The organism is Candidatus Pelagibacter sp. (assembly GCF_965262185.1).
Classification (GTDB): domain Bacteria; phylum Pseudomonadota; class Alphaproteobacteria; order Pelagibacterales; family Pelagibacteraceae; genus Pelagibacter.
Genome location: NZ_OZ253498.1, coordinates 1,076,775 through 1,088,733, shown reverse-complemented (window position 1 = coordinate 1,088,733; position 11,959 = coordinate 1,076,775). Strand labels below are relative to the sequence as shown.

Sequence of the window (11,959 nt, the reverse complement as noted above, 5' to 3'; positions counted from 1 at the left end):
AATTTAAAAATATATAAATTCGTAATCTCCCGTGTATCCAAATTTATTAAAAAGCCATATCCATTCATCTTTTGAAAAAAAAGCGTTACACGTCAAAGCCCAGCATTGCATGTTAAAAAGTTGTTCAATATTTTCATAAGCCTCTACCATTAAATATTTTTGCTTTCCTATTCTTTCAAATTCTTTTAAAGATTGTTCAAGGTCATATAATCTTAAATTATGAAATGTTGCCAATGAAATTACTAAATCAAATTCATTTTCAACATATTTTGTTTTATTTTTTGCATCTAAAATATATAAATTATTCTTAACATCAGGATGAGAATTTTCTATAGCATATTTAGATATATCAAAACCTTCAACATGCAATTTTGGTTGTAACATTAAAAGTTCTTTTAACAAAAATCCTTTTCCACACCCTACATCTAAAATTTTAGAACCTTCTTTAAGATTATATTCTTCAATAAGATTTTGAGCAGCTTGTTTCCATCTTCCTGGTATATATTTATACCCTCCATAACCATATCTTCTATCACCATCCCAAAACTCTTTACCAAATTTTCTCGCAACACTCATACAATGAACTTTGTCGTCATTCATTCTTGCCAAACAATCTCTTTCTGTAGATTTATGAAGTCGTGTAACTATATTCATTAATTTTTTCATAAAATTATTTCCATGGTTTTTTCTTATTTAAAATAGTTTTCTTAACTCCCCACAAGTCATCTACTAAATCAATATCTGATTTTTTTCTTATAATAATCTCTTCAAGAGCAAAAGACATAATTCTTTTTTTATTAAGTATTTTTTTTAAATAATTATTTCTATTTTTTTTATTTTCTGGAAATTGATACAAGCTAAAAGCTACAATTCCATCAACATTATTCAAATCTTTTATAATCTCATTTAAAACTAAAAAAGAGTTTTTCATCTTATACTCAGCTGCGCTTAACATATAACTAAAATTTTTTATTTTACAAAATTCTCTTATAATCAAATTTTGGATTTTCTGTGGATAAAATTTTCCAAGAGCCTCTCTACTTGAGATGTACCCACGTAAAGTTAATTTTTTTTTCATATTTTAGGAAGTTTATAATTTATTCCTATTTTTGTTGCTGCTTTCATTGTAATTGGAGTAAAAAAATCTCCAAATTCTTTAGTGCCATAAGGAGTATAAAGGCCTTTAAATCTGCAGTTCATTGATAACCTAGTCTCTTTCTCTTTATTAACAATATTTCCATGTGGTAAAGACTGGTTAAAAATAACTAATTCACCATAACTAACTTTAAGCCAAATTAAATCTTTCTTCAGTTTTTTATAAATTTCTAAAGTACTTTTTGATTTGTTTTTTTTTAATACTTTTAAAAATCGAGAATATTTTTTTTGTGGTAATATATACATCGATTTTGTTTTTGAAACATTAACTAATGGTAACCAGATTACTGCTTCAAATGGAGAGTCTCCCGACCATGTATCCGCGTGCATTGTAAGTAACGAACTTTTATCTTTTGGAAATTGGATGCTTAAATTTATATTTTTTTGCATTGCTAATTCGTTCCCAACTATATTTTCTAAAATTTCTTTTGAGACATTGTAATAATGAAATTTAAAATTAATATTTCCATTTATTTCTTTCAAAAGCGATAATCTAAAAGAATTTAAATTATTTGAACTTAAAATTTTATGCAAATTGTTAAAAATATAATTTTTTTCTTTGTTTTTAACTTTGGGTATTTTTTTTTTTATAAACTTTGTAAAAAAATCTGTAATCCATTCTAAAGATTTTTTTTCGGTTATTTTGCAAACTAAATATCCATTGTTAATAAATTTTAAAGATTTCTTTTTTTCTAAATCAGATATAAACATTATTTTATACCCAAACTATTCTTAATTGTATCTACAATCGCTAGCAACCAAATTTGATGAATGTTTTCAATGTAATTATAATTGTTACTATCTACCCAAAGGTTTAGATGGCCTATTTTCTTAAGTTTATTATTCTTACTAAATCCAGTAAATGTAACTATTCCTAAATTATTAGATTTTTTTGCATTTTTTGCAGCTTTAGTCATATTTAATGAATTACCACTTGATGAAATGAAAATAATTAAATCGCCAGGTAAAGAAAAAATTTTAATACACCTATCAACCCAATTTTCATAACCATAATCATTTGAAAAACATGTTATCAATCCAGGATCATTAAAATTCAGACATTTAATTTTTGTATTATTTGATAAATCTAAACTAAAATGAGAGGCTATAGGTGCACTGCCACCATTTCCAAAAATTAATATTTTATTTGTTTTTTTTAGTTTTTTTATTTTTTCACAAACATCATTTAAATACAAATATTTTTTCTTTTCTTTTGAAAAAACTTCTTCAAAATTTTTTAAATATTTTTGGATAAATTTGTTGCTCATTTATATTGAAAATTTAGTTTTTTAGTTCTAGTTTTATACATTACAATATCTAAACTAAATTTACTTATAAGTCCATTTTTTTAATAAAAATAAATTTTAACTTCTTTAACATAAATCATTTGTTTTTTTTTTAAGATTTTTTAATATTAATAACATCATTAAATTTTTTTTTTTCAAAAGACTCTATCCAAGAATTTTTAGACAAATTGAATATTTTAATATTATTTTTTTTAGCAAGTTTGCTATAATCATTGAATTGCTCAAAAGCTGTTATATTAGCTTTTAATTCTTTAATTATTCCACCCCCCCAAGGTTTTGTTGCAACTTTTCTTATATCAAGAGAATTATCGTAGAAATTTTCAACTTCAAAATTATAATTTTTAAGGTTATTTGCGTCACAACCTAATAAATATATTTCTTTATATCCTAGATAAAATAAGTAAGGAAGTATCATCAATGGCCCTGTTTGCGCTCCATAAATAGGTTTCAAAACATCAAAGTTTTTTTTGCTAGCAAATGATGATAGATAAATAAAATATTTTTCTCTAACTGAAAAAATATTATTTTTAGTTATTAATTTTTTATCTGAATGATTTAATACTATGCTAGTATCTTTAGGCAATTTAGTATCAGCTAAATGAAGCCATCTCACCCAATTTTCAATTGGTATTAAATCATGATAAGGTGCAAAAAAATGCAATTTTGGCTTAATATATTCAATATCTTCATGCAAAAAAAAGTTGCTTAATGAATAACAATCTTCATTTTTTAACAATTTTAAATCACAATCTAATAAACTTGGACCAGTTGCTAGAATAAAAGCTCTTTTCTTTGTCTTTAAACTATTTTTTAAAATAATATTTTTATTAAGTATTTCTTTTTTTGTAAAAAAAATAAATTCTATTTTTAGATATATATTTCCAATAAAGTAAACAATTTCTTTTGCAAAAAAAAATTTTAGCAAATTTAAAAAAAAAAATTTCATACTATTTTTCCTTTTTTATCAAAGTCATTTTTGATTTTATTTTTTTTCTCTGTAAATACCATGGTGTGTCAAGCATTTTTTGAAAATTCACATGGTTATTAAGATTTAAAATTTTAAAATTTATATTTTTTTTATATAAATGACTTACTAAAAATAAACCCGTTTGATCAACAGTCCAAAACATTTGATTTTGTCTTTTTTTATCAAAAAAGTTTATTAAAGTAGATAAGAAACTTAATACAATTTTATCTTTTTTTGTAAAATAGCAGAAACCAGCAGCGTACTTGGCCCAAGGAACACCAAATTTTTCATCTACAAATCCAAATTTACAATCTTGTTTAATTATTTTTTTTGAAATATTTTTTAATGAAAAATTTGGATTTAAGTCAATGTCAGTAAGCATAACGTCTTTTTTTAATTTTCTCAATATATAATAGCAAATTTTAAACCTATCAATTGTTATTGAAGTTGGAAAATTTTTCTTTTTAATATATTCGTATGATATTAAAATATTATTATTTAAAAGTTTTATATCCGACAATCGAATTAACTCTTTTTTATTTTTTAAAAATAAATGAAAATGTAAATAGTTATTATTTGTTTCAAAAAATAGCTTTACATAATGTGAATAAAAAATTTTAAAGTATGTGTAATCACTTCCAACTAATACTATTGGTTCTTTACTTTTGTAATAGTTTTCTATTCTAATCTGATCTTTATCTAAAAAATTTAATTTTTTTATATTAATTTGATTATAATTTTTTTTATAATTATATTTTGTTTCAAAATTTATAATCATTTTAATATAATTTGGAATTTCTTTTTTTTTATCATTAAAAAATATTTTAATACTTTTGCTAAAATAATTTTTAAAATCTGATTCATTTTCTAAATATCTTAACAAGCCGATACCATAAAAATAAACTGAAGAATTTTTAATAGAATATTTTAAAAATATTTTGATATCCCTTTTATTTTTACAATAAGAACAAATCAAAAAATATTCCGCAAGCATTTGAGGTTCGACTTTTTTAATTTTAAGATTATCTAACAAATATTTCTTAAAATACTTCCTCTCTTTTTCATAATTTCTTTTCTGATGATATATTTGACTTAACAAATGATTAATATTTATCGGACGAAAAATAAATCTTATCGCAATTAATGAAATTATTTCTGCAATAATTAAAAATCTAAAGCGAAAAAAAATTGATATTAATACGAAAAAAAAAAATTCTGTTATAGATTTAAATTTTTTTCTTTTAAAAAAATTAATTATTTTCATTATATTAATAATTATCTTCTAAAAAAAAATTAGCAATATTACCTTGCCAATTAATTTGCCTTGAACCATGTCTGTACCATTCAATCTGATTTTCATAATTATTTTCTGCGAATTTGAAATTTTTACTTAATGCTTTGATTGTTTTTTTATATTTTTCCTTAAAATTAATTTGAACTTTCGATGATAAATAAAATTGAGAACTATTTATTTCAATAAACTCTTTAAACGCTTTTTTAATTTCCTCAGAATTATTTTCCTCAAACTTCCAATCATCTGATCCATAATCTTCACTTCTAATTAAATTAAACTCATCTAACCATTCAGAAATTTTAAGATATTTTTTTTTTGATTTTGAATAAACTTTTTTAAAAATTCCTATATCTGTTTTACGAAGTGGTAACACATTTAGCCAATGTGGATTGTTAGTTGTCAATACAGGTTTATTAAATAACCATGCTGTGTCTAAAATCCCTGAACTAGTCCCTATATAATATTTACAATTAAAAATTAAAAAAATATCGAAAGCAGGGTCATTGTAATTTTCAAAAGGATAATCTACTAATTTTCCATTGCATTCATTTAAAAAAACTTTATTAATTGGATTAGAAGTTTTATCTCCCATTCTAATAACATATCCACCTAAGCTAATTATATATTTAATAGTTTCAAAGTAATTCTCTATATTTGAATTTCGTATATTTTTAAAATCTTTTTTGTAACCTCCATCCCTCACATGAAGACACACATACCAATTATCCTTTAATTTTTTTGATAACTCAAGATTTTCATACTTTTCAAATTTTTTTTTATTCAATTCTATATGTAATCCCTTTTTAATTTCGTTTTGCCATTGAAAATCTTCTACAAGCTTCCAATCAAATTTATTAAAAGAATCTGGTGTCCAAATCAAATCTTGACCAAACATTGGTCTCCAATAATAACCATTAGCTTGAAGTCTTAAAATTTTTCTCAATAAAGCAAACATTATTTTTGCAATTAAAAAATAAATTGAAAATAAAAACGAAACAATACTCAAAATTATTGAGTCTGGTTCTAAAGCTAGATTTTCATTTTTTATAAAATTTAAACTATATGTAGAATTATTTGGATATAAAATTTTTATAAGAAAATTTGGTTTAATTAAAATTATTTTTTTTTTTTCTTTTTGAGCTCTGTATAAGGAAAATAACAACTCCTCTGAAGCATTACCAATTGCAGAAGGATGCAGAAATAAAAATCTACAATTAAATAATTTTCCAATTTTATTAAATAAAAAGTGATGTAAAGATAAATATTTATTCATTTTTAAATAAAATTTTTCTTTTTTAAAAAAGAATATCCGATTTTAGATTTTTGATCTCCATGTAATTCATCAATCTTAACTGGCAAATTATTAATACATTCATTATAAATTTCCCAAAATCTACTTTGAAGATTTTTATTATCCTCTGTTTCTTCCCAAGTATTTTCAAGTCTTTGAACCATTTCCTCTGTTGCATTTTTTATCTCTGACGAGGTTGATTCAAGTAGTTTAATTTTTTTATTTTTAAATCCTTGTGTAGAAAATATAAATCCAGCACCTTTAGAAAAAATTTCTTTCAAGCTCATTTCTTTGTTATTTTCTAACGATAAATGAGTTCTAAAAATTGTTAAATTCTTTGTATTAAATGTATTTAGGTATGCCAATGGTGAATATGAGACATATAAAAGGGGTTTTCTAAATAATTGCGGTATAGCATCATATCCCGAACCAGTAGTAATGCAAAACTCACATCTGTATGCTAAAAAAAAATCTAAAAATTCTGTTCTCATGCCATTTGTTGCATAGTCGATAATTCTTTTGTTATTTGATAAAAATTTTTTATTTACCTTTACTCCCATTCTAAAAACAAAATATTTTTTTTCAGCCAGATATTCTGCTGCTTCTAAAAAATTTTCAATATTTGCATCTCTATAAGAATGATACGACCAATCTTTTGATTTATCATTGATCTTAAGAAATGCATCATCTCTTACATTTAAACAGACAATTTTATCATTTTTTTTAATTCCCATATTTAATAAAAATTTTTCTCCCTCTAAAATCTCTTGAGAAGTTAAATTTAAAAATGGTTTATTTTTTGGTAAAAGATTTTCAACATCTCTATCTCCAAAGATAGTAAATTTAATTTTATGTTTATTAGAAAATGGAATTATAGAATTACAAAAATCAAGTGGCTCTAGTATGATCCTTGGATAAAAATTTATTATTTTTGACCATTTTTTTTTTAAAAAGTTATTTGAAATAATTTTATTTAAATAAAGAAAATCAATTACCTTTATTTTTTTTGATAATTCATTTTTTTTACATAAGTAAATTTCTGTATTTAAACAAAAATGACCTATTCTTGAACTTGGTATTGATCCAATTCTTATTAAAAAAAATTTATTAATTATTCTTATAATAAATATAATTGGAAGAGTAATTGGTATTAGAAGAATAAATAAAAAATATAAAAATAATTTTTTAGTTTTTCTAATTAAAGCTTTTTTATTTAATTCTTTAATATCTTTAAATTGTCTTTTTAAAAATTCAGAAACACTATTTATTTTCATTATAGAATTGCTTTATTAACTTCACCATAAGCATTAATTGTTTTTTGCTCAAATATTGATGGACAGGTAAAGTTAATAAATATTTACATTGTTTCTCAGCTTTTAAAAAACTATTTTTTTTATAACCATAAATTCTTGAAGCTTCTTGTAAATGGAGAGGTTTGGGGTAATGAATCTTAACTTCAACTCCATTTTTTTCTAAAAAAAATTTTAGTTTATCTCTTTTTTTAAACAAGCACATATAAAGTGCAAATGTTTCTGTAAAATTTTTTACTCTTTCTGGAACAATAATATATTTTTTAAGTTTTTTTAAACCTTCATCTAAAATTTTTGCATTTTTGTTTCTTATTTTTATAATTCTATCTAAATTTTTTAATTGATTGATGGCTACGACAGCCTGTAAAGGTTGCAATCTTGCATTTACTCCCCAAATCTTATTATTGTCTCTATTAATCATGCCATGATTCCTGTAACATTTAATCCAATCAGCTAATTTTTTATTATTAGTTACAATCATTCCTCCATCGCCCATTACATTTAATGATTTTAATGGGTGCATACTATATGCGCCGATGTCTCCAAAAGTTCCTGGAGATTTATTTTTAATTTTTGCTCCTATACCCATGCAAGCATCTTCTAATATTTTTAATTTAAATTTTTTTGCCAGTTTTTTAATTTTATACATATCGGGTGATGCACCTCCCCAATGAACTGGCAATATTGCTTTTGTTTTTGTATTAATTTTTTCCTCTATTAGATTAATATCAATTTGATATCTATCATCACAATCAACAAAGACTGGTATTGCACCACATGCTACAATAGCTCCAGTAGTTGCATAAAAAGAATTACACACCGTTATTACTTCATCGCCCTTTTTAATTCCCAATGCCTTCAGAGATAATATTAGTGCGTCTGTTCCATTATTTGTTGAAATACAATATTTTGCGCCTATATATTTAGAAAATTTGTTTTCAAATTCGAGAACTTTATGTCCAAGTGTAAAATCTGTAGTTTTAATTAATTTTTTCCAATCTTTAAATATTTCAGCATTATTTTTAAATTGGAACTGAAGATAATTAAATGGTACTTTTACTTTGGTCATATCTTATTTTTCATAAAAATTATTAATTGTTTTGCAAATAAAGTCTATTTTTTTTAAAGAAATTCCTTGATGGAAAGGTAATGAAATAACTTTATCACAAATATCTTCAGCTACTGGATAATCACCCTTTTTATATTTGTAAACATTTTTTGAAGCATTGTGTAAATGCAGAGGGTTACCATAATAAATTAAGCTTTCTATTCCCTTTTTTCTTAAAAAATTGTTTAGTTTATCTCTACTTTCAGCCAAACACACAAACATAGCATGCGTACTTTGTGTATTTTTTTCATCATCTATAATTCTAAAGAATTTTGTTTTAATTTTTGATTTATATCTTTTGATATTTCTTTCTCTCAATTTAATCACATTTTTTAATTTAGTTAATCTAAAGGATATAACACCTGCATGTAATGCATCTAATCTAGAGTTAACCCCAAAAATTTCTGCATTATCTCTATTCTTAAGTCCATGATTTCTATAAAGCTTAATACTTTGATAAATTTTTTTAGAATTAGTAACTAAATATCCACCATCACCTAAAGCATTTAAAGGTTTTAGTGGATGAGCAGAAAATGTAGCAACATCACTTAATTGCCCAGGTTTATATCCTTTATATACGCTTCCAATTGATTGTGCTCCATCCTCGATAATTTTCAAATTAAATTTTTTTGCTATTCTTTTTATAGCAAGAATATTTGCCATACGACCTGTCCAGTGCACAGGCATAATAGCTTTAGTTTTTTTTGTTATTGCTTTTTCAATTTTATTTACATCAATATTTAAATATTTATCACAATCAACAAAAACTGGTTTTGCACCAACGTGCGCTATTGATCCAGCGGTCGCAATAAATGAAATAGTACTCGTTATGACCTCATCCCTTTTTTTTATTCCTAAGGCCCACAAAGCCATCATTAAGGCGTCTGTTCCTGAATTTAAACTAACACAATATTTAACATTAAGTTTTTTTGCAATCTGATTTTCTAAATTAAGTACATCATTAGACAATATTAAATTTCCACTTTTCAAAACCCTATTATAAATTCTATTAAGGTCATTTTTTTCTGTCTTGTATCTATACTTTAAATCAACAAAATTAATTTTCATATTATTTAATTTAAGATTATTTTAAAAAGCCTTTTTTAAAATTTTTAAAATATTTTTTGGAATTAAAAGTTTTTTGTGCTCTTTAAAATTTACAAATTTCATATTTTGACCTTCATAACATGAAATTTTTTGTTTTCTATCATAAATACTTTTATATACAATAATTTTATTTATAGGCCAACCCAATGATCTTTCGATGCCTTCATAAAAAAAATATAAATTTTTGATTTTATAACCAGTTTCTTCAAAAAATTCTCTTTTTGCACAGCTCACATTGTTTTCATAATTTTTTTTTTTTCCTCCTGGAGGAACCCAGTAATTAGGTCTACGTAAAAATTTAAAATTATCTCGGTGCTGAAGCAAAATTTTTTTTCCATCAATAAGAAAAACGGAACATATAATATCCACTAAAAAGGCCCTTTAAAAAATGGATCAGGAACATCAATTGGAATGTTTGCTCTTTCTTTTTTTACTTCTTTAATAATTTTTTTTATTTTATCATTGTTTATTTTAAGTATATCGCCAATTGTTTCTATAATTTTTACCGAATCTGGATATACATTTTTTAGATATCCCCTTGAACTTGGAATTGGATGATCTGGCAAACCTAATCTGACCGGTTTTGATCTTAAATTCTTAAAATTTTTTTCTACAATATTTGATATTATTTCACCTCCTATTCCATGCATTTTGAAACCAGTATCAACAGTTAAAATTCTTCCTGTTTTTTTCAAAGATTTAATTATTTTTGAAAGGTTCAAAGGTCTCAAAACTCTTAAATCTATAACTTCACAAGATATACCTATTTTTTTAAGCTTTTCAGCTGCTCTTACACTTTCCAATGTCATATAAGAAGTCGAGACTATTGTAATATCTTTTCCGTTTACAATTTTTTTTGGCCCTTTTAAATCTGAGGAAAAATAATTTTTCTTCACTTTTCCTCTAGTGTAATGACACCATCTATGTTCAATAAATATTACAGGATTATTATCTCTTATTGCGGCAATCATCATACCTTTTCCATCCTCTGGAAATGCTGGCATGACAACCTTAAGTCCAGGGAAATGCGAGAATACAGCTTCTAAACTTTGAGAATGCGCCGGTCCTTGACCCCATCCCCTCCCTATTATTAACCTCATTACTAAAGGTATTTTGTGTTTTCCGACACTTACATAATGCGATTTAGCTGCATTATTTACAATCTGCTCAAAAGCAAGCAACGCAAATTCTATTCTTTGAAAGGATATAACAGGTCTTTTTTGCATTAATGATGCCCCAATTGCAACTCCACATAATGCATTTTCAGATATTGGCATCTCTATAAGTCTGTTTTTAGAAATATATTTATTCAAATCTTTCATTGTTCCATAAAAGTAAGATGGATCCTGTACACCTTCTGCAAAAAAAATAACATTTTTATCTTTTGTAGCAGCTTGAATTAAGCCCTCCTTGATCGCATCAGCCTGAGATATAATTTTTTTTCTATTATTCTTTATCATGCATAAACATACTTATTTGCCTCTCTACTTTTGGGCAAACGATTTTTTAAAGCAATTGTGAAGTTTTTGTCAATTTCCTTCATTATTTTATTTTTTAAATTTTTTATTTTTTCGTCAGTTATAATATTTTCTCTTTTTAATTTTCTTGTGTAAATTTTAATGGGACACTTTTTTAGCCATTTTTTAAGTTCTCCCTTTTTTCTATATCCTAGGTGATCATCTTCATTGGGTCCACAATGTTCCAAAAACCTATAAGTTTCCATATAAAACATCACTGGACCATTTTTTTTACAATAATTTACTGCTTTTTTTGAAATTTTATAAACTTCCTCAACATTATTGCCATTGGCTTTTAAAAATTTAACTTTATGTGCTTCAGCAAGTTTTTTAAAATCTCTTTTTGGCTGCCTTAAATTTAGATGAGAATAAACAGAGTATAAATTATTTTCACAAACAAATATAACTGGCAAGTTTTGTAAACTAGCAAAATTTAAGCTCTCATGAAAAATACCCTCTTCTACTGAAGCATCACCAAAAAAAGCAACACTCACATTTTTTTTATTGTTTATTTTATCAGATAGTGAAGTTCCAACAGCTAGTGGAATAGAACTTGAAACAATAGGTATACTTGCAACTAAACCTTTACTTGGATCTGCTAAATGCATTGAGCCACCCCTTCCATTTGATGTTCCACCTGATTTACCGTGAATTTCGCAAAGCATTTTTTTTAAAGATCCACCCATGGATAAATAGTGAGAATGACAACGATGATTACTAAACGCCCTGCTATTAAATTCTAGATTATTTGCTATGCCAACTGAGGCTGCTTCTTGACCTATTGATAAATGAACAGGACAACGCATTTGACCATTTTTATATCTTAAAGATATTGCCTCTTCGATTAAACGAATTCTCAGCATTTCATAAAATAGTTTTTGTTTTATTTTTTTATTTATCACA

At 24.6% G+C, this 11,959-nt stretch carries 13 protein-coding genes; all 13 read right to left on the bottom strand.

Going from position 1 to position 11,959, the window contains the following annotated elements:
* Positions 1-3: 3 nt before the first annotated feature.
* The gene (locus ACQY31_RS05990; RefSeq protein ID WP_428079427.1) at positions 4-666 is read right to left on the bottom strand and encodes a class I SAM-dependent methyltransferase; all 663 of its coding nucleotides are present in this window, start codon (positions 664-666) and stop codon (positions 4-6) included.
* 4 nt (positions 667-670) lie between these two features.
* Entirely contained in the window at positions 671-1,078 is a 408-nt protein-coding gene (locus ACQY31_RS05985) for an LIC12192 family sporadic carbohydrate cluster protein (protein WP_428079425.1), read from the bottom strand.
* Complete coding sequence (locus ACQY31_RS05980; RefSeq protein ID WP_428079423.1) at positions 1,075-1,866, bottom strand: sporadic carbohydrate cluster 2OG-Fe(II) oxygenase; 792 nt, start codon at positions 1,864-1,866, stop codon at positions 1,075-1,077. Before ACQY31_RS05980 ends, ACQY31_RS05985 begins: the two co-directional genes overlap by 4 nt.
* Complete coding sequence (locus ACQY31_RS05975) at positions 1,866-2,423, bottom strand: SIS domain-containing protein (protein WP_428079422.1); 558 nt, start codon at positions 2,421-2,423, stop codon at positions 1,866-1,868. Before ACQY31_RS05975 ends, ACQY31_RS05980 begins: the two co-directional genes overlap by 1 nt.
* 130 nt (positions 2,424-2,553) lie before the next feature.
* Positions 2,554-3,408: a hypothetical protein gene (locus tag ACQY31_RS05970; RefSeq protein WP_428079421.1), complete on the bottom strand. Its 855-nt coding sequence runs from the start codon at positions 3,406-3,408 to the stop codon at positions 2,554-2,556.
* A gap of 1 nt (position 3,409) precedes the next feature.
* Positions 3,410-4,693 carry a hypothetical protein gene (locus tag ACQY31_RS05965; protein ID WP_428079419.1) on the bottom strand — a complete coding sequence of 428 codons (1,284 nt, stop codon included), beginning with the start codon at positions 4,691-4,693 and terminating at the stop codon, positions 3,410-3,412.
* Positions 4,694-4,697: 4 nt separating this feature from the next.
* Positions 4,698-5,996 (bottom strand): TIGR04372 family glycosyltransferase, encoded by a 1,299-nt coding sequence (locus ACQY31_RS05960; RefSeq protein ID WP_428079417.1) that lies wholly within the window; start codon positions 5,994-5,996, stop codon positions 4,698-4,700.
* Between the two features lie 2 nt (positions 5,997-5,998).
* Positions 5,999-7,288 (bottom strand): TIGR04372 family glycosyltransferase, encoded by a 1,290-nt coding sequence (locus tag ACQY31_RS05955; protein ID WP_428079415.1) that lies wholly within the window; start codon positions 7,286-7,288, stop codon positions 5,999-6,001.
* Positions 7,275-8,393, bottom strand: coding sequence for a DegT/DnrJ/EryC1/StrS family aminotransferase (locus ACQY31_RS05950; protein ID WP_428079413.1), 1,119 nt, complete (start codon positions 8,391-8,393; stop codon positions 7,275-7,277). The genes ACQY31_RS05955 and ACQY31_RS05950 overlap by 14 nt, the downstream gene beginning before the upstream one ends.
* 3 nt (positions 8,394-8,396) lie before the next feature.
* Positions 8,397-9,500 (bottom strand): DegT/DnrJ/EryC1/StrS family aminotransferase, encoded by a 1,104-nt coding sequence (locus tag ACQY31_RS05945; RefSeq protein WP_428079411.1) that lies wholly within the window; start codon positions 9,498-9,500, stop codon positions 8,397-8,399.
* A 21-nt stretch (positions 9,501-9,521) separates the two neighbouring features.
* Positions 9,522-9,908 (bottom strand): NUDIX domain-containing protein, encoded by a 387-nt coding sequence (locus tag ACQY31_RS05940; RefSeq protein ID WP_428079409.1) that lies wholly within the window; start codon positions 9,906-9,908, stop codon positions 9,522-9,524.
* Complete coding sequence (locus tag ACQY31_RS05935) at positions 9,908-10,999, bottom strand: alpha-ketoacid dehydrogenase subunit beta (protein WP_428079407.1); 1,092 nt, start codon at positions 10,997-10,999, stop codon at positions 9,908-9,910. Before ACQY31_RS05935 ends, ACQY31_RS05940 begins: the two co-directional genes overlap by 1 nt.
* Entirely contained in the window at positions 10,996-11,958 is a 963-nt protein-coding gene (locus ACQY31_RS05930; protein WP_428079405.1) for a thiamine pyrophosphate-dependent dehydrogenase E1 component subunit alpha, read from the bottom strand. Before ACQY31_RS05930 ends, ACQY31_RS05935 begins: the two co-directional genes overlap by 4 nt.
* Position 11,959: the final 1 nt, after the last annotated feature.